Genomic DNA, 17,456 nt, shown 5'->3' on the forward strand with positions numbered 1-17,456 from the left:
CGGATGCGGCGGCGCGCAATCCCGCCTGCGCCCACGCCCGACCACCCGACATCTTCCAGCGTCCGCTCGCTCGTACCGCGCAGCCCTTCCTGCGTGCGACGTTTCCTGCGCCAGCTCTCAGCGCACCCTGATCTCGGTCCACATGCGCGACAGCAGCCGGCGGGTCTTCGGGTCGAAGTCGCGCAGCATCTCCAGCCGCTGCAGGTCGCTGGCTGGCGGAAAGATGCCAGGGTTGCCGGCAATCTCGGGTTCGATGTACGGCATTGCGGCAGCGTTGGGGTTGCCGGCACCGACAAGATTCGAAACGTCGGCGGCGTTGGCACCGACCAGCATGAAATCGATGAACTGGTGCGCCAGATCGGGGCGGCGACCCGACTTGTGGAGGACGAAGTTGTCGACGGCGAGCACGGCGCCTTCCTTCGGCGTGCGAAAGGCGATGGCAAAGGGACGCCTGGCGTCGAGTGCGTCCTGCTGCGCGCGGTACATGTCGCTCGAGTAACCATGCGCGACCCAGATGTTGCCGACCGCCAGATCCTTGATGTAGGTGCTGTTGGAGAAGGTCGCCCAATAAGGCTTGGCGCGCAGGATCAGGCGCTTGGCCTCCTGCCAGCGGGCGGGGTCGGTCTCCTGCACCGAGTGTCCGAGGTACTTCATCGCCGCGCCCATCAGCTCGCGCTGGCTGTTGAGCACCGTCACCTTGCCCTTCAGCTTCTCGAGATGGCGCGGCTCGAAGATCAGCGCCCAGGTGTCGGTCGGCAGGCCAAGTTCGGCCAGCCGCGTGGCATTGTAGCCGAGCAGGGTCACCGTCGTCGCATAGGGCACCGCGTGCCGCAGTCCGGGGTCGTACCAGGGATCACGAAACTCCGCCTTGAGGTTGCCGAGATGTGGCAGCCTGCTCCTGTCGAGCGGGCGCAGCGCCTGTTGTCGCAGCAGGGCCTCGACGGCGTTGCCGGTGGGGACAAGCAGGTCGTAGCCGATGGCCCCGGCTTCGAGCTTGGCGAGCATCTCCTCATTGTCCGAGTAGTAGTCCTGTTTCAGGCGGCAGCGGCACTGTGCCTCGAAGCGCGCCACCGTTTCCTCCGACAGGTAGTTGTTCCAGATGTAGAGGTGGAGCGTATCGGTTGCGACTGCCGGACGGGCACTGGCGACGAGCAGCAGCACCAGCCAGAGACGATGCCAGGCGTTCACCGTCGGCCCTGCATGCTGTCCGGCGCCAGTCTTGCCGCCAGCGCGATGAGGCTCAGCGTCAGTGCCATCAGCAGGGTCGAAATGGCGTTCACTTCCGGCGTCACCGCCACCTTGATCATCGAATAGATCTGCAGCGGCAGCGTCGTGACGCCGACCCCGGCAACGAAGAAGGTGATGACGAAATCGTCGATCGACAGCGTGAAACTCATCAGGAAGCCGGCAACGACACCCGGCAGGATCAGTGGCAACGTCACCCGCCGGAAAGTCTGCCACGGGCTGGCGCCGAGATCGCGTGCCGCCTCGAAGATGCTTTCGTCCATGCCGGCCAGGCGGGCGCGGACAATGATGGCGACAAAACCGATCGAGAAAGTGATGTGCGCGACGAGAATCGAGATCAGCCCCAGCGTCAGATCGAGGACCTGGCGGAAGAACAGAAGCAGTGAGACGCCGAGCAGGATCTCGGGCATCGCCACCGGTGTCAGGACGAGGAAAGGCAGCGCGCGCAGCAGACCGACCGGCCAGCGCTGCATGGCGATGCCGGCCATCGTCCCGAGCACGGTGGCGATCAGCGAAGCGACGACGGCGATGAACAGCGAGTTTCCGGCGGCGCGCAGCATCTCCTCGTCCGCCAGCAGAACGCCGTACCAGCGCGTCGTGAAGCCCACCCACTCGGCATTGAGCAGCGAGTCGTTGAAGGAGAAGATGACGACGACCGCCAGCGGCAGGTAGAGAAAGGCGTAGACGGCGAGCGCCGCCAGCCACAACCAGAGTGGGCTGCCACCGTGGCGCATCAGGCAGTCTCCCGCCGGGGCCGGCCAGCGCGGACGGCGATCGCCGCCAGCGCGAGAACGGCAGCGGTGAGCAGCAGCGACAGCGTGGAGCCGAGGGGCCAGTCGCGGTTGTCGAGAAACTGCTCCTTGATCAGGTTGCCGACCAGGATGTCGCGCGTGCCGCCGAGCAGTTCGGGGATGGCGAACATGCCGAGAACGGGAATGAAGACCAGCGCCGATCCCGACCAGATGCCCGGCATCGACAGCGGCAGGGTGATGCGCCGAAAGCGCTTCCAGCTGCCCGCACCGAGGTCCTGCGCCGCCTCCAGCAGCGCCGGATCGTGCTTCTCGAGGTTGGTGTACAGCGGCAGGATCATGAATGGCAAATGCACATAGACCATGCCGGCGATCACCGCGAAAGGGGTGTACAGGAGTTCGAACGGACCAAGGACGATGATCCAGGCGTACACGCGAATCAGGAAGTTGCTGGCAAAGGGCAGGATGACCAGCAGGACGAGGAGATCGCGATGGCCGCGCTCGCTGCGGGCGATGAGCAGCGCCAGCGGATAGGCGAGCAGCAGGCAAAGCAGCGTCGTCGCCGTGGCGACCAGGAACGAGCGCAGGAAAATCTCGGCGTAGATCCAGTCACCGAAGAAGAAACGATAGGTTTCGAGCGACAGATTCAAGCGGCCGTCGACAAGCAGCGGCGCCAGGCCGCCGAAATCACCCGGCTGCCGGAACGAAGCACCAACCATGATCAGCGCCGGCGCAAGGAAGAAGAGCAGCAGGAAGAGTGTCGGCGGCAGGCTGACCAGCCACCGGGTCAGCCGCTCGCCGCTGCCGCTGCGGCGTGCTGCCGCGGACAGCCGCTCAGTCACGCAGGAAGACCCCTGCCTCGCGCCGCCAGCCAACGCCAACGACATCGCCACGGTCAAGCGACTTGGCGCGGCCGGGCAACGAGTTGGCGAGCAGCGCCTCGAGAACGACACCGTTGTCGAGGGCGATCCGGTAGACGGTGACGTCGCCGAGGTAGAGATGGTCGCGCACCGTGCCGACGAAATGGTTGTCGAAGCCGTGCGGCTCGTCGCCGGCAAGCACCGCCAGTTGTTCGGGACGCAGGGCAATCACGCCATGCTCACCGGCAGCGGCACCGCTGGCCGCAGTACAGGCAACCTCACCGAGGCCGGCTGCCGACAGGCGCAGCCCGTCATCGCCGACACTGTTGACGCTGACCGGCAGGAGGTTGATGGTGCCGATGAAGTCGGCGACGAAGCGGTTCTTCGGATAACCGTAGACCTCCTCCGGCGCGCCGACCTGCTCGATGCGACCTTCGTTCATCACCGCGATGCGATGCGAGATCGCCAGTGCCTCCTGCTGCGAATGGGTGACGAAGACGAAGGTGATGCCGACCTCGCGCTGCAGTGCGATCAACTCGCCCTTCATCTGTTCGCGCAGCTTGGCATCGAGCGCACCCAGCGGCTCGTCGAGCAGCAGCAGGCGCGGCTCGTTGATCAGCCCGCGCGCCAGCGCCACACGCTGTTTCTGGCCACCCGACAGCTCGTGCGGGAACTGGCGTGCCTTGTCCTCCAGGTGCACGAGGTCGAGCGCTTGGCGCAACCGTGCCGCGATCTCGTCCCCGTTCCTGCCGGCCATCTGCAGCGGGAAGGCGATGTTCTGCGCCACCGTCATGTGCGGAAAAAGCGCGTAGCTCTGGAAGACGGTATGCACCGGTCGCTTCTCGGGCGCGATGCCGGCCAGTGGTTGGCCGTCGAGCAGCAGTTCACCGCCATCCGGTTCGTCGAAACCGGCGATCATGCGCAGGATGGTCGTCTTGCCGCAGCCTGAAGGTCCGAGCAGCGTGAAGAATTCCCCCGCTTCGATCGACAGGGAAACGTCGTCGACGGCCTTGAAGTCGCCGAAGCGGCGGGTGACGTTACGGATCTCGAGCAGAGCCATGGCGCTGCACAGTCTAGCGCAGGATGCCCGCTGCAGCGATACCGTCTTTTGCAGTTGCGGCTAAGACCGACGACGGCTGTCGACAGCCGCCGCGAGTTGCCCTCTACCACGCGCCGGGAATAGAATCGGCGCAGCGGCATCCAGGCCTTGCGGCGCCAGCTGGCCTGTCGCCAGCGTTGTGCCGACCGGCCGATCACTACCGCGGGAGGGATCCATGCAAGCGATGCTTCTCCATGCCCAGGGCACGCCGCTGCGCCTGAGCGAAGTGCCTCGACCAAGCCCCGGAGCCGATCAGCTCCTGCTCGCGGTGCGCGCCTGCGGCGTCTGCCGCACCGATCTGCATGTCCTCGACGGCGAGCTGCGTCACCCCCGGTTGCCGTTGATTCTTGGCCATGAAATCGTCGGCGTGGTGGCGGAGAAAGGCGCCGCTGTCGAGCGCTTCGCCATCGGCCAGCGGGTTGGCGTGCCGTGGCTCGGCCGCACCTGCGGCCGCTGCGCCTACTGCACGCGCGGCAGCGAGAATCTCTGCGACGCCGCCGAATTCACCGGTTACACGCTCGACGGCGGCTACGCCGAGTTCACGCTCGCCGACCAGCGCTACTGCTTTGCCTTGCCCGGCGAATACTCGGACGCCGAAGCGGCGCCACTGCTCTGTGCCGGGCTGATCGGCTACCGCTCGCTGGTGGCGGCAGGCGACGCCCGCTGCCTCGGAATCTACGGCTTTGGCGCAGCCGCGCACATCATCGCGCAGGTCGCCCGCTGGCAGGGACGCGAGGTCTTCGCCTTCACGAAACCCGGGGATCTGGCCGGACAGCAGTTCGCCCGATCGTTGGGCGCCGTCTGGGCAGGCGGTGCCGACCAGCCACCACCGCAGGCCATGGACGCGGCGATCGTGTTCGCACCTGCCGGCGAGTTGGTGCCGCAGGCGCTGCGCCGGCTGCGCAAGGGTGGCACCGTCGTCTGTGCCGGCATCCACATGAGCAACATACCGGAATTCCCCTACGACATCCTCTGGGGCGAGCGCTGCGTGCGTTCGATCGCCAATCTGACGCGGCGCGATGGCGAGGAGTTCCTGGCCATCGCGCCGCGCGCCGGCGTGCGCACCGAAGTCGAGACCTTTCCCCTCGCTGCCGCGAACGAGGCTCTCGAGCGCCTGCGCAGCGGCCGCCTGCGTGGCGCCGCCGTTCTCGTCAATCAGCCGGACTGAGGTTGCCGTTCAGAAGCTGTAGCGCAATTCGGTATACACCCGGTCCTTGTCATCATAGCGACCGAAATAGCCGAGCGGCGGCCCGTGGAAGATATCGACACCGAGCGCCGCGCGCCAGTTCTTCTCGAAATTCCAGCTGACGCGCGGCCGCAGCATCCAGTCGCTGCGATTGAGACTGGCTATCCACAGCGCCTGCGCCTCCACCTTGTCGCCAAACTTGTGGTTGACGAGCAGGCTGTAGCCGTTCTCGTTGCTCTCCGGGATGATGTCCGGGTTACGGTCGAAAATGTGTTGCTGGAACAACTGCACGTTGATGCGGGTGTCGGCGATCTCGTTGTAGTCGACCCCGACCACCCAGGCCAGAACGTTCTGCTCGACGACGCCGTCGTTATCGTTCAGATTGCCGAAATTGCTGAGTTCGAAGCCGCGGCCACGGGTATACACGGCTTCGGCCTTCAGCACCACCGAGCCGAAATCCTTGGCCAGAGTGCTGCCAAACTGGTCGATGCGCTTGTGTCTCGCCTCGTACACCACCGTCGGCTGGGGATTGTTGATCACCTGGCGGTAAAAGGTCGGCGCTGCGCTCATGCTGCTGTAGGCAAAGGCGGCGACATCCCAGCCGTCGCGCAGGATTGACAGCCGCAGACCGTAGTTGGTGTTGGACAGGCTGCTCGATGGAAAGCGCTCGTTGAGAAAGAAGGTCTGGAACCCGGGCGGCGGCGGCGGCGTGTAGGCAAAGAACTCGGCGCCCGGCTTGCCGATGTTGTCGTAGCTGGCAAGCGGAATCCAGAGGAACTCGGCGTGGAAATCGTCCTTGAAATATTCTGCCCGTGCCGCCCACTGCGGGATGCGGAGAATCTCGAATTCGGGCAGCACGAAGTGACGCACGTCCTTGGCGGAAACGACATCGCCAAAGAAGAGGCCGACCATCTCGCCCCAGACGATCTGCTGGCGGCCGAAACGGAAGTCCCAGTTGTCGGCGCCGATGTCGAGGTAGTTCTCGCGCAGCAGGAAGTTGAAGCGCTGATCGTTCTCCACTGACTGCGGGTAGAAGTCGGTCAGCGAATAGACCGCATCATAGTCGACACGGGCGCCGAGTTTCCACTTGACGTTGCTGCTCAGGCTGCCCTGCGCGCTGAGGTCGAAATGGTTCATCATCTCCGACCAGTGCGAGGGCTTCGGCCAGGCATACGCCATCCGGTTCTGGACGAAGCCCTTCACGACGGGCGGCGATGCGATGGCGGCGGTACCTGCCGCAGCCACCGCCGATGACTGCAGGTCGTCGCCACCAAAGAGGGAGTCGCGGCTGCGCGGTGGTTCGGCAGCCGACGGGCGAGCGGGCTGATCTTCGCCAAAAAGCGCCTCGCGACTGCCCGCTTCGGCCGGCGTCGCCGCCGGCTCGTCATCGTCGAACAACGCCGCGCGGCCTTTCGGCAATGCCTCCGCGGCAATCGCAAGCGGCAGCGACAGGCTTGCCAGCAGGAGTGCCAGACCAATGGTGGAAAGACTAGTTCTCATCTGCATCTGCCCGTTCTCCCGCCGCAGTCGGTTGCGGCGCCGTCCGACCGTCGCCATTGCTGCCGGTCCCCTCCTCGGTGGCACGATGACGCGCGAACGACCACTTGGCGTCCCTGCGCATTCCGAGCAGGGAAATCTCGCCATCCTCTACACGCACGAGGCGGTCAGCCTTGGCGATCACTCTCTTGTCATGGGTCGAGAAGATGAAGGTGGTCTTCAGCTTGCGGTTGATCCGCTTCATCAACAGCAGGATCTCCTCGCCCGTCTTGTGATCGAGGTTGGCCGTCGGTTCATCGGCAAGAACGATTGCCGGCCGGATCGCCAACGCCCTGGCGATGGCCACGCGCTGGCGCTGTCCGCCACTCAACTGGTTCGGCCGATGGCTGGCATACTTCGAGAGGCCGACGATTTCCAGGAAGTGCGCGACACGTCGCTGCCGTTCCTCGCGCGACAGGTCCTTGCGCTGCAGCAGCGGATACTCGACGTTTTCCGCCGCCGAGAGAACCGGCAACAGATTGAACGTCTGAAAGATGAAACCGATCGTGCGTGCGCGCAGGTCGGCAAGCTGGTCCGGAGTCCGGCCACTGACGTCCTGGTCGTTGATGTAGATCTTGCCGCTCGTCGGCGTGTCGATGCAGCCGATCAGGTTGAGCAGCGTCGTCTTCCCACTGCCGGACGGCCCGGCAATGGCCAGGAAGACGCCCGGGTCGAACGACAGGGTGATGTTCTTCAGGGCTTGGACTTTCTGCTCGCCGAGCTGATAATCCTTGCATACGTGTTCGATGCGGACAACCTTCATTCGGTGGCGCTTTCGGCCAACCGGGTCGACGGTCAGCTCACAGGGGTGAAAACTATGGAAATCATGACCATCCGTCAAAGCGCTGTCAAGAACGCACGGCTTCTTCTCGTCATCGCGCTGTTAGTCACCGCCATCCCGGCGCCGGGATCCGAGACGGCAGCACCGGCGGCGAGCGATGACAGCGAGGCCCGGATGATCGTCGAGAAGGCAGACCATGTGCGCTTCCCCGCCGACGGCTTTCAGGTGGACGTGACGGTCACCACGGTGGACAAGGAGCAGAACAAGGAGCAGAAGGCCGACATCCGCAAGTACCGGATCCTCGCCAAGGGCAATGCGAACAGCGTCGTGATGGTCGTCGAGCCCGCTTCCGACCGTGGCCAGATCATGCTGATGAAGGGACGCGACCTCTGGGTGTTCATGCCCGAGGTGTCGCAGCCGATCCGGCTGGCGCTGTCGCAGCGCTTGACCGGGCAGGTTGCCAACGGAGACCTGGCACGTGCGAATTTCACCGGCGACTACAATCCGAAGCTCCTGCGAATCGAGAAGGTTGACGGTGATGATCACTACGTCCTTGAACTGACCGGCAGCGACCGCAGCGTGACCTACCAGAAAGTCATTTACTGGGTCCGCGCAAAGGACTACTCGCCACATAAGGCGGAGTTCTATTCGCTCTCCAACCGGCTTCTAAAGACCTGTCGCTACGAGAATTACAGGGCCATGGAAGGAAAGCGGCGGCCTGCGCGGCTGGTGATGGAAGATGCCTTGCGTGGGGGCGAGCAGTCGGTCCTTGACTACACCGGGATGAAGTCACGCGACCTGCCCGACAAGGTGTTCACCAAGGACTACCTCAAGAAACTCGAGTGACCGCCCGCCAAGGTGGCTGCCGAGCGCCTGCCGCTCGGGTCGGACCGGTCGTCGAAGGGGCAGGCCCTGCGGACGGGCGCGACGAGCGGCATGAGTCCGGGATCCGTCTTCGTAGTAGTATGCTGAATCTTGTGCCGCTCTCCCGGCAGACGCGTGATTCATGAGAGGCAGATGTTCCTTCCCAGCCTGACTGAACTGACAGTGAGCGAGGGCTACCGCCGTTACTTCACGGTCGTTCCCGCGCTGACGGGTGATCTGCGAACGCGGAACTACCGCCTGCGGCATCAGGTGTACTGCCGTGAACTGGGCTTCGAGCCGGTCCGTCCGGATGCTCTCGAATACGACGAGTTCGATGCCCGCTCGCTGCACTGCCTCGTCCAGTCAGTGGCAAGCGGACAGGATGTTGGTTGCGCCCGCCTGATACTGCTCGACCCGCAACAGCCCGCGGCTCTGCTGCCTCTGGAGATCGCCTGCGCGGCGACGATCGACCGTTCGCTCGTCGCCACCATGGCTGACGAGCGCAGCCAGATCGCCGAAATATCGCGCCTGGCAGTCATCGGCAGCTACCGCCGCCGGCAGGGCGAGCAGGACAGACCGATTTCGATTTCGGAAGCGGATTTCGGCACCAGCGACCGGCCGCGACAGCCGTACCTCGCGCTGGCGATTTATCTGAGTCTGATCGCCCTCGCCCGGCAGTACGGCGTCACGATCCTGCTGGTTCTGACCGAGCAAAAGCTGGCGAACAATTTGGCACGGCTCGGCGTCAATCTGCGGCACATCGGCCAGCCCGTCGACCATCGGGGCACGCGCATTCCCTCGCTGCTCGTGGTGGAGCAGGTGATCGACTGCATGGGCGGGCCGCTGCGGGCACTTTTCGAGCTCATCGCGAGCGAGCTTTGCGAGGGCATCCAGGCTGCCGGCGCGAGCGCCGTACGCGCGAACCACCATCCGCTTGGCGTCGCGCCGGGGACGATGCGCATGCCGCAGACTTCCCCCTCCGATGTCGCTGCTGACGACAGCGCGCATTTGCCGACCGATGCATAGCCTTCCGGAATCGATCCGACACGCCATGCAGTCGGGGCGGGTACCCTCGCCGCCGCAGGTTCTGCTGCGCCTGCTGCAGCTGGTCGACGATGACTGCACGACGATGACGGAACTTGCCAGGCTGGTCGAACAGGATCCCGGCCTGTGTACCCGCGTGCTGACGGCAGCGAACTCGCCGGCCGTCCGTCGCGGCAAGGAACTGCAGAACATCGAGAGCTGCCTGATGGCCCTTGGTACGCGCCTGGTCCGTTCGATTGCCACCTGTCTGTCGGTCCGCAGTCTTTTCGAAGAACGTGGACCCGGACCGGAAGTCGATCTCGCCGATTTCTGGACCCACTCGCTGCTGGTCGCCGAAATCTCGCGCGGACTCGCCGTCGCAGTGCGTTTCGCGCGAGCCGACGAGGCGTATCTGGCCGGACTGCTGCACGATGTCGGCGAACTCATCATGCTCTCCGCCCTTGGCGAAGCATACGCGCAGCTGCTTTCGGGCTGCTCCGGCGAGTCCTCGCTACCGGCGATGGAGGTTGAGCTGCTCGGCACCCATCACGGCGAGATCGGCACTTGGCTGGTTGATGAATGGCATCTCGACTCTTCTTTCGCCGATGGCATCCTGTTCCACCATCAGCCAGCGGAACGGATTGTCGGCGCCACGCGACTGGCCCAGATCGTCTGGCTGGCACATGTGCTGGCCGACTGTGACGGTATCCCGGACGCGGTCGGCGAACATGCCCGGCTGATGTTCGACGACCTCGACGACAGCCAGCTGGCGGCGCTCTGTGCCCAGGCGACGCAACGGATGTCGATGGTCGCCGATGCAATTGGCATGAGCGCGCCGGCTGCCCGGGAGCGCGGTGCCGCTGGCGGCCTGCCACGCGTGCTTGGCAACACGAAGCGGCCGATGGCCGATGCACAGACCGAAATCGTCAGCCTGATCGGCAACAAGGCACTGCTGCAACCCCTGCAGGATGACATCCTGGGCCTCGACACCGATGCGGAGGTGTTCCTCGCCCTTCGCGAAGCGGCACGCATTCTCTTCGATCTCAGCCATCTGGCGTTCCTCCTCCACGACACGGCGGACGGCAGGCTGAATGGCCAGAACGTCAGCGGACAGGCGGCCGTCTTCCGCCAGACAAGCCTTGTCTGCGAGCCCCATCGCAGTCTCGCCGCTGCCGCTGCAGTCAGCAACCAAGTCCGCTGTTCCCACGCGGACCGGTCACCGGCGCCAGCCTCACTGCTCGACGTGCAGTTCGCCCGTGCCCTGCACGGCAGTGGGCTGTTGTGCATCCCGATGACCGCTCAAGGCGGGACGACGGGGGTGATTCTTGCCGGTCTGAGCCGCGACCAGTACGCTGCGCTTGCACGGCGTCTACCGTGCCTGCTCAACTTCGGACGAATTGCCGGGGGCAGTCTCGAGAACTGGCGGCGGGCGAGACATGTTCGCGCGCAGACCGAGGAGGAGACGGCTGCGCGCTTCCTGCAGCAGACGCGACGGATGGTTCACGAGGCAGGCAACCCGCTGACGATCATCAAGGGATACCTGCGAATCCTGGATGGCAAGCTACCGCCTGGGGCCGAGGTACACCGCGAGTTGGGAGTGCTGACGGAGGAAATCGAGCGCGTTTCGAGGATCGTGCGGCGCATGAGCGATATCCGCACGGTGCCGGCCGGCGACGCCGCCGTCGACATCGGCGATCTGCTGCGCGAACTGCTCCTGCTCTACCGGCAGCCGCTGTTCGACGCGCGCGGCATCACCGTGCAGACGGCACTGCCGGCGCAGAGCATGAACATCGGCTGTGATCGGGACAGTGTCAAGCAGATCGTGCTCAACGTCTGGAAGAATGCATCGGAGGCTCTGGTGAGCGGGCAGGGGATCAGGATTTCACTGACCGGCGACGTCCTGCATCAGGGGCGCCGCCACGTCGAACTGCGCATCGAAGACAACGGGCCAGGAATGAGCGAAGCGGCGATGGAGGCGATCCATCGGCCGCGCGCGGCCCGCCTCGGCGAACCGCGCGGCATCGGTCTGTCGATCGTCGGCGCGCTGGCGCAGCGGCAGGGAATTGCCGTCACCTGCCGCAGCCAGCCAGGGAGCGGAACAGTGATTTCCTTCCTCTTGCCAAGCGCAGATCGGTCCGATACTGTGCCCGGCCAGCCAGGCAAGCTGACACAGGAGAAGCATGCCTCGCCCGACGGGCGCCAGGAGTAAGGATGAAAGCCATACCCAACGTCGATTTCTCGCCACAGATTCCCGAACCCGGGGAAAGCAGCAACCGCATTCTCATCGTCGACGACGAGGATCGGATCCGGACTGCCTACCGTCACCTGCTCGCCGCCGCAGGGCGCCTCATCGAGGATTGCGGCACTGGCCGCGAGGCGCAACGCCGTCTCGAACGACGCGAAGTCGACGTCCTCATCCTCGATCTCAATCTGCCTGACATCAGCGGCCTCGAAGTCATGCAGTGGATGGTGCAACAGCACATCCCGGCCGCGGTCGTGGTCTTCAGTGGCGACGAGTCGATCGACTCGGCGATTCGTGCCCTGCGGCACGGCGCCTGCGAGTTCATCCGCAAGCATGGTGACCCGCAGGAACTGATCGATACCGTCAACCGTGTCCTGCACAGACGGCGGATCGAGAGGGAGCATGCGCTGATGACGGTGCGACTCGAGCACTCCGAACGCCTGCACCGATTCCTGGTCGACCACTCGCCGGACTTCATCTACACGCTCGACCGGAATGGCTGCTTCATTTTCGTCAATGGCCGCGTCCAGGCGCTGCTCGGCTATTCGCGAGAGGAGCTTCTTGGCCAGCACTACTCCCTGATCGTTCATCCGGATGACCTCGACCATGCCCGTTTTGCCTTCAACGAACGCCGCATCGGCGATCGTGCCAGCACCAACGTCGAGATTCGCCTGCAGAGCAAGACACAGGGGGTCCGTCATTTCGAGAACCGAACGATCGTCGCCATCCTCAGCTCGCAGGGCCTCTACGCCGCTGCCGAAGGTCCGGCGAACCTCCATTTCATGGGCACTTCGGGCGTTGCGCGCGATATCACCGAGCGCAAGAAGGCCGAAGAGACGAACAGCTTCCACGCCTTTCACGACATCCTGACCGGGCTGCCCAACCGCATTCTATTCAAGGACCGCCTGGGCGTCGCACTCAAGCAGGCGCGCCGAAAGAACCGAAGAGTGGGTGTCATGTTCATCGACATCGATCGCTTCAAGCTGGTCAACGATACCTATGGTCACCAGGAAGGTGACGAACTGCTGAAGTCCTTCGCCCAACGCGCCGCCAGTTGCCTGCGCTCGGGAGATACGCTGGCGCGCCAGGGCGGTGACGAGTTCACGGTCATGCTGCCGGAGCTCGGCAGCGGCGATGACGCCGCGCTGATTGCCGCCAAGATGCTGGCAGAACTCAGGCGGCCATTCAAGATCGCTGGCATCGACTTTCTCGCCACCGTCAGCATCGGCATCGCGCTCTACCCGGACAACGGCGAAACGCCGGAGACACTGCTGCGCTGCGCGGACATCGCGATGTACCAGATCAAGGGACGCGGCAAGAACGGCTACCTGCAGTATAGCCCGAAGATGCAGGATGGCGACAGCAGGCGGCTGACACTGGAGGGAGACCTGCGTGCCGCACTCGCTGCGGGCGATCAGTTCGAGCTGCACTACCAGCCACGGATCCGATGCAGCGAGCACCGGACGGTCGCTGTCGAGGCCCTCGTTCGCTGGCAGCACCCGCAACTTGGACTGCTGGCACCGGACTCATTCATGCCGCTGGCGGCGGAAAGCGGCATGGTCGCCGCGCTCGGCGAGTGGGTCAGGACGACGGCCCTGCGACAACTTGCCGAATGGCGCCAGCGCGGCCTGCACAGCCTGCGGCTGTCGATCAACCTGTCACCGAAGGAGTTCGACGTGCAGGACCTGCCGGAACGACTCGCGCAGGATCTGAAGACACACGCCATCGCCGCTGATCTGCTCGATCTCGACATCAGCGAGAGCCTGCTGCTGCAGGATGCCGAACGGCACATCGACTTGGTGAAGCAGCTGCGCACCCTGGGTTGCCGCGTCTCGATAGATGACTTCGGCACCCGCCACTCGTCGCTCAACCACCTGCGACGCTTTCCGGTCGACAGCATCAAGATCGACCAGTCTTTCGTCCGTGACCTCAGCGCGCACAACCAGAACGCGACCGCGATGATTCAGGCCCTCTGCTGCATCGCGCGCAGCTTCGGCCTGCAGGTGCTGGCCGAGGGAGTCGAAAGCGAAGCGCAGCGGCGGCTGTTGGGCGAGATCGGCTGCGACGACATGCAGGGCCACCTCTTCAGCGGACCACTGCGCCCGGCAGAGTTCGACGAGTTCCTGCGTCATGGAGCCTTTCCGGCGGTCGACAGCCGGCGCCGGCAGTGACCCGGGCCGCGCTTCGGCACCCGGGTTTCGGTTGATGGCCAGATTCGACCACTGGCGGCGCCGCTACGGCCCCGGTCGCCGCGGTGCGGCGCTTTGCCTCGGCATTGTCCTCATCTGCAACGGTGGCGGCGCGGCGGCAGCGGCACAAGCCACCTGGTTTTCCTTCGCCGGTCCGACGCCAGCCGCCCGCCAGGCGGCGGAACTGCTGACACAGGCTGCCAGCGAAGGACTCGATCCACGGGACTATGACATCGACGGACTGCGCGAAGCGGTCAGCGGCAGCTCGGAGGCAGTCGACCCCGGGTCGTCGAGCCTTGTCAGCCGCCGCCTGGATCGCGCCATGCGACGTTACCTCAGCGACCTGCACACCGGACGAATCGATCCGCAGCAACTGGGCATTCGCTACGACCCGGCCCACCGCAGCGATTTCGATGCCGATGCGCTGCTGCGCGTAGCCCTTGCCGACGAGCGCCTGGCAGAAGCCGCGCGCAGCGCCGCACCGGCCTGGCCGCAGTACGATGCGCTGCGGCAGGCGCTGACCCGCTACCGGCAACTCGCCGACGATCCCGCCTGGCAAAAGAACCTGCCAGCAGTCCCCGGAGGCAGGCTGAGCCCAGGGCAGCAATACGCCGGACTCGGGCTGCTGCAGCAACGGCTGCTGTCGCTCGGTGACTTGGCGCCGACCGACAGCAGGCTCCCGGAGCATTACCAGGGTACCCTGGTCGATGCGGTGAAGGCCTTTCAGGCACGACACGGGATCCCTGCCGATGGCGTCATCGGCAGGGATAGCTTCGAACAACTCAACATCGGCCCGGCAGCCAGGGTCCGCCAGATCGGGCTGGCAATGGAGCGGTTGCGGTGGACGCCAGTGCCGCACGCGCGCAGAGCGATCGTCGTCAACGTTCCGGAGTTCGCCCTGCATGGTTACGAGATGCATGCCGGCAACACCGAGGCGAAGCTGGCGATGAAGGTCATCGTCGGCACGGCGCGCAAGACCCCGACACCCCTGTTCGATGCCGAGATGCAATTCATCGAGTTCAGCCCATACTGGAACGTCCCGCCGTCGATCGCCCGCAGCGAAACCTTGCCCCGACTGCGTCGCGACCCGGGCTATTTCGAGCGCCAGGGATTTGAACTGGTCGGCAGCGATGGCCGCGTCGTCGGCAGCCTCTCGCCGGCCGGGATCGAGGCCGTGCAGGCAGGCCAGATGCGCATACGCCAGCGACCGGGAGCGGGCAACGCACTGGGCGGCATCAAGTTCGTGTTTCCGAACAGGGACAACATCTACCTGCACCACACACCGACGCCGCAACTCTTCAAGCGGCCGCGGCGGGACTACAGCCATGGCTGCATCCGTGTCGAGGAGCCGCTGCAACTGGCGAAGTTCGTCCTCGCGGATACGCCGGAATGGACCGAGGCACGCATCGAGGAGGCAATGCGCCGCGGCAGGTCGACGACGCTGCGCCTGGACGAGCCACTACCGGTGATCATTGGCTATAGTACGACGGTCGTCCGCGACGGCCGTGTGCATTTCCTGCCGGACATCTACGGTCTCGACGCGCGCCTCGAGGAAGCGCTGCGGCAGCGTGCCCGCACGCTCCAGACTTCCCATACGACTGAAATTCCTGCAGAATCACGGCCTTCTCGTTGACATGGAGAAGATATGTCGAAGCTCCACCACTCTCGGCGGCGCTTTCTCGACCATGCAGCCCGCCTCCTCGCGACAGGTGTCCTGCTGCCGGTTGCCAGGCCCGCACTGGCATCGCTGCCGAACGCACGCCAGCTCGCTTTCGAGCACACTCACACCGGCGAGCGCCTCTCACTGGTGTTTTCGCTCGGCGACAGCTACCTTCCCGAGTCGCTCCGACGCCTGAACCTCTTTCTGCGTGACCATTATTCGGGGGAGGTGGGCAACATCGACCCGCAGTTGTTCGACCTGCTGTACGGCATCAGACAGGAACTCGCCTGCGAGACGGCCTTCCAGGTGATCTCGGGCTACCGCTGCCCGGAGACCAACAGCAGGTTGCGCAAGGGCCGCGGCGGCGGGGTCGCGAAGCAGAGCCTGCACATGGAAGGCAAGGCGATCGACATCCGCCTCGCCGGCGTGCCGTTGAGTGACCTGCGCGACGCCGCGATGGCCCAGAATCGTGGCGGGGTCGGTTACTACGCCAGCTCGGATTTCGTGCACGTCGATACCGGCCGCGTGCGGGCCTGGTAGTGCCACCAGCGCGACAGCCGACGGCGATCACTCATCCTGCCCGTTGGTGCTCGAAGAGGGCGATCGATTCGACGTGCGACGTCTGCGGGAACATGTTGATCACGCCTGCTCCGCGTAGACGGTAATCCTTCTGCGTGACGAGGATCGCCGCGTCGCGGGCCAGTGTCGCCGGACTGCAGGAGACGTAGACGATGCGCTGCGGTCCGTTGGCGGAAAGCGACTTGACCAGCTCTGCGGCCCCTTCGCGCGGAGGATCGATCAGCATCCGGTCGAAATGGCCGAGCGCCGCCAGCGACTGCGGCGTGATCTCGAACAGATTGGCGACGCGGTATTCGGTCAGAGCGGTGAGATCGTTGGCGGCAGCGTTCGCGGCGGCTCGGCGCACCAGATCGGCGCTGCCTTCGACACCGACGACGTACGCGCCGGAGCGCGCGATCGGCAGGCTGAAGTTGCCCAGACCACAGAACATGTCGGCAATGCGCTCTCCGCGCTGCGGCGCAAGAAGTGTGAGAGCGCGACGCACGAGAACGCGGTTGATGGCGTGGTTGACCTGGGTGAACTCGGTTGGCGAAAACGGATGCTCGACCGCGAAGTCGGGCAGCACGTAGGACAACTGCTCGCCGGCGAGCGGATGGAAGCGCCAGGCTGTCGCCGGCCCCTGCGGCTGCTGATAGAAGACGACCCGGTGCCGATCGGCGAATTCGCGCAGCCGCTCGGCGTCGGCAGGCGTCGGCGGCTCGAGGACACGCAGAACCAGGGCGGTGATGCGCTCCCCAACCGCCACTTCGATCTGCGGCAGGCGCTCGCGGATCGACAGGCCGCCGATCAGCTCGCGCAGAGGCAACAGTAGCGCCGAAAGATGCGGAGGCAGGATCGCGCATTGCCGCATGTCGGCCACGTAGCTGCTCTTTCTCTCGTGGAAGCCGACCAGGACGCCGCCCTTCTTGGCGACGAAACGCACCGAGAGGCGGGCACGATAGCGATAACCCCAGGCCTGACCGTGGATCGGGGCATAAAGCTCTTCGGCCCTGATCCTGCCGATGTGCCACAGGTTGTCCTCGAGCAACCGCTGCTTCGCCGCCACCTGCGCCGCAGGGTCGAGATGCTGCATGCTGCAGCCGCCGCAGACACCGAAGTGCGGACAGCGCGGCGCCACGCGATCGACCGACGCTTGCAGCACCTGCACGGCGCGCGCGACCTCGTAGCCGGGTTTCCGGCGATAACTGGCGTACTCGACGAGTTCGCCGGGCAGGGCACCTTCGACGAAGACGGTCCTGCCCTCGAGTCGCGTCACGCCGCGTGCCTCATGGTCAAGCGATTCGATGATTCCGGTTGGCATCCGACACGTCCACAGCACAGGGGTGTGCGATTCTATCGCGAACCGCGGCGTCGCGACGCCGCGGGCAGCCTTGCGGCGCAGGCGGCCGGCGGTCCCAGCGCTCAGCGTGCGGGGTTCGCCTGGCGACGGCCGGCCCGTGACGC

At 65.1% G+C, this 17,456-nt stretch carries 14 protein-coding genes; 7 read left to right on the forward strand and 7 right to left on the reverse strand.

The window, feature by feature from the left end; genetic code table 11:
- Window positions 1–117 precede the first annotated feature (117 nt).
- From HT579_00795 to HT579_00810, 4 genes are read right to left on the reverse strand one after another with little or no spacing between them, the layout of a single operon-like run.
- Window positions 118–1,188, reverse strand: a complete 1,071-nt coding sequence (locus HT579_00795; GenBank protein ID QKS27628.1) for a spermidine/putrescine ABC transporter substrate-binding protein — start codon at window positions 1,186–1,188, stop codon at window positions 118–120.
- On the reverse strand, window positions 1,185–1,979 hold the full coding sequence (locus HT579_00800) for an ABC transporter permease (protein ID QKS27629.1): 795 nt from the start codon (window positions 1,977–1,979) through the stop codon (window positions 1,185–1,187). The genes HT579_00795 and HT579_00800 overlap by 4 nt, the downstream gene beginning before the upstream one ends.
- The gene (locus tag HT579_00805) at window positions 1,979–2,881 is read right to left on the reverse strand and encodes an ABC transporter permease (GenBank protein QKS27630.1); all 903 of its coding nucleotides are present in this window, start codon (window positions 2,879–2,881) and stop codon (window positions 1,979–1,981) included. The genes HT579_00800 and HT579_00805 overlap by 1 nt, the downstream gene beginning before the upstream one ends.
- The gene (locus HT579_00810; GenBank protein ID QKS27631.1) at window positions 2,829–3,914 is read right to left on the reverse strand and encodes an ABC transporter ATP-binding protein; all 1,086 of its coding nucleotides are present in this window, start codon (window positions 3,912–3,914) and stop codon (window positions 2,829–2,831) included. Before HT579_00810 ends, HT579_00805 begins: the two co-directional genes overlap by 53 nt.
- Window positions 3,915–4,128: 214 nt before the next feature.
- On the opposite strand from HT579_00810, the gene HT579_00815 reads away from it, so the two are divergent.
- Window positions 4,129–5,121, forward strand: a complete 993-nt coding sequence (locus tag HT579_00815; GenBank protein ID QKS27632.1) for a zinc-dependent alcohol dehydrogenase family protein — start codon at window positions 4,129–4,131, stop codon at window positions 5,119–5,121.
- Between the two features lie 9 nt (window positions 5,122–5,130).
- Here HT579_00815 and HT579_00820 read toward each other — a convergent pair whose 3' ends face one another.
- Window positions 5,131–6,696 carry a hypothetical protein gene (locus HT579_00820; GenBank protein ID QKS27633.1) on the reverse strand — a complete coding sequence of 522 codons (1,566 nt, stop codon included), beginning with the start codon at window positions 6,694–6,696 and terminating at the stop codon, window positions 5,131–5,133.
- Window positions 6,629–7,438, reverse strand: a complete 810-nt coding sequence (locus HT579_00825) for an ABC transporter ATP-binding protein (GenBank protein QKS27634.1) — start codon at window positions 7,436–7,438, stop codon at window positions 6,629–6,631. The genes HT579_00820 and HT579_00825 overlap by 68 nt, the downstream gene beginning before the upstream one ends.
- A 54-nt stretch (window positions 7,439–7,492) precedes the next feature.
- On the opposite strand from HT579_00825, the gene HT579_00830 reads away from it, so the two are divergent.
- The 6 genes from HT579_00830 to HT579_00855 all read left to right on the forward strand — a co-directional run bounded on the left by HT579_00830 (window position 7,493) and on the right by HT579_00855 (window position 15,974).
- On the forward strand, window positions 7,493–8,302 hold the full coding sequence (locus HT579_00830) for an outer membrane lipoprotein-sorting protein (protein ID QKS31421.1): 810 nt from the start codon (window positions 7,493–7,495) through the stop codon (window positions 8,300–8,302).
- A gap of 171 nt (window positions 8,303–8,473) precedes the next feature.
- On the forward strand, window positions 8,474–9,346 hold the full coding sequence (locus tag HT579_00835; GenBank protein ID QKS27635.1) for a PEP-CTERM/exosortase system-associated acyltransferase: 873 nt from the start codon (window positions 8,474–8,476) through the stop codon (window positions 9,344–9,346).
- Window positions 9,339–11,552 carry an HDOD domain-containing protein gene (locus HT579_00840; GenBank protein ID QKS27636.1) on the forward strand — a complete coding sequence of 738 codons (2,214 nt, stop codon included), beginning with the start codon at window positions 9,339–9,341 and terminating at the stop codon, window positions 11,550–11,552. The genes HT579_00835 and HT579_00840 overlap by 8 nt, the downstream gene beginning before the upstream one ends.
- Before the next feature lie 2 nt (window positions 11,553–11,554).
- Window positions 11,555–13,756, forward strand: coding sequence for an EAL domain-containing protein (locus HT579_00845; GenBank protein QKS27637.1), 2,202 nt, complete (start codon window positions 11,555–11,557; stop codon window positions 13,754–13,756).
- Window positions 13,757–13,790: 34 nt separating this feature from the next.
- Window positions 13,791–15,407, forward strand: coding sequence for a L,D-transpeptidase family protein (locus HT579_00850; protein QKS27638.1), 1,617 nt, complete (start codon window positions 13,791–13,793; stop codon window positions 15,405–15,407).
- A gap of 12 nt (window positions 15,408–15,419) precedes the next feature.
- The gene (locus HT579_00855; protein QKS27639.1) at window positions 15,420–15,974 is read left to right on the forward strand and encodes a YcbK family protein; all 555 of its coding nucleotides are present in this window, start codon (window positions 15,420–15,422) and stop codon (window positions 15,972–15,974) included.
- 31 nt (window positions 15,975–16,005) lie between these two features.
- On the opposite strand, the gene rlmD is transcribed toward HT579_00855, so the two are convergent.
- Window positions 16,006–17,313, reverse strand: coding sequence for a 23S rRNA (uracil(1939)-C(5))-methyltransferase RlmD (gene rlmD, locus HT579_00860; GenBank protein QKS27640.1), 1,308 nt, complete (start codon window positions 17,311–17,313; stop codon window positions 16,006–16,008).
- Window positions 17,314–17,456: the final 143 nt, after the last annotated feature.

It is taken from the genome of Candidatus Accumulibacter similis (genome assembly GCA_013347225.1).
Classification (GTDB): Bacteria; Pseudomonadota; Gammaproteobacteria; order Burkholderiales; family Rhodocyclaceae; genus Accumulibacter; species Accumulibacter similis.

What these genes read in the sequence shown, in the direction of transcription:
- HT579_00800 (QKS27629.1), bottom strand. Translation starts at nt 1,979, where the DNA reads ATGCGCCACGGTGGCAGCCCACTCTGGTTGTGGCTGGCGGCGCTCGCC.
- HT579_00805 (QKS27630.1), bottom strand. Translation starts at nt 2,881, where the DNA reads ATGTCGTTGGCGTTGGCTGGCGGCGCGAGGCAGGGGTCTTCCTGCGTG.
- HT579_00810 (QKS27631.1), bottom strand. Translation starts at nt 3,914, where the DNA reads ATGGCTCTGCTCGAGATCCGTAACGTCACCCGCCGCTTCGGCGACTTC.
- HT579_00815 (QKS27632.1), top strand. Translation starts at nt 4,129, where the DNA reads ATGCAAGCGATGCTTCTCCATGCCCAGGGCACGCCGCTGCGCCTGAGC.
- HT579_00820 (QKS27633.1), bottom strand. Translation starts at nt 6,696, where the DNA reads ATGGCGACGGTCGGACGGCGCCGCAACCGACTGCGGCGGGAGAACGGG.
- HT579_00825 (QKS27634.1), bottom strand. Translation starts at nt 7,438, where the DNA reads ATGAAGGTTGTCCGCATCGAACACGTATGCAAGGATTATCAGCTCGGC.
- HT579_00830 (QKS31421.1), top strand. Translation starts at nt 7,493, where the DNA reads ATGGAAATCATGACCATCCGTCAAAGCGCTGTCAAGAACGCACGGCTT.
- HT579_00835 (QKS27635.1), top strand. Translation starts at nt 8,474, where the DNA reads ATGTTCCTTCCCAGCCTGACTGAACTGACAGTGAGCGAGGGCTACCGC.
- HT579_00840 (QKS27636.1), top strand. Translation starts at nt 9,339, where the DNA reads ATGCATAGCCTTCCGGAATCGATCCGACACGCCATGCAGTCGGGGCGG.
- HT579_00845 (QKS27637.1), top strand. Translation starts at nt 11,555, where the DNA reads ATGAAAGCCATACCCAACGTCGATTTCTCGCCACAGATTCCCGAACCC.
- HT579_00850 (QKS27638.1), top strand. Translation starts at nt 13,791, where the DNA reads ATGGCCAGATTCGACCACTGGCGGCGCCGCTACGGCCCCGGTCGCCGC.
- HT579_00855 (QKS27639.1), top strand. Translation starts at nt 15,420, where the DNA reads ATGTCGAAGCTCCACCACTCTCGGCGGCGCTTTCTCGACCATGCAGCC.
- rlmD (QKS27640.1), bottom strand. Translation starts at nt 17,313, where the DNA reads ATGCCAACCGGAATCATCGAATCGCTTGACCATGAGGCACGCGGCGTG.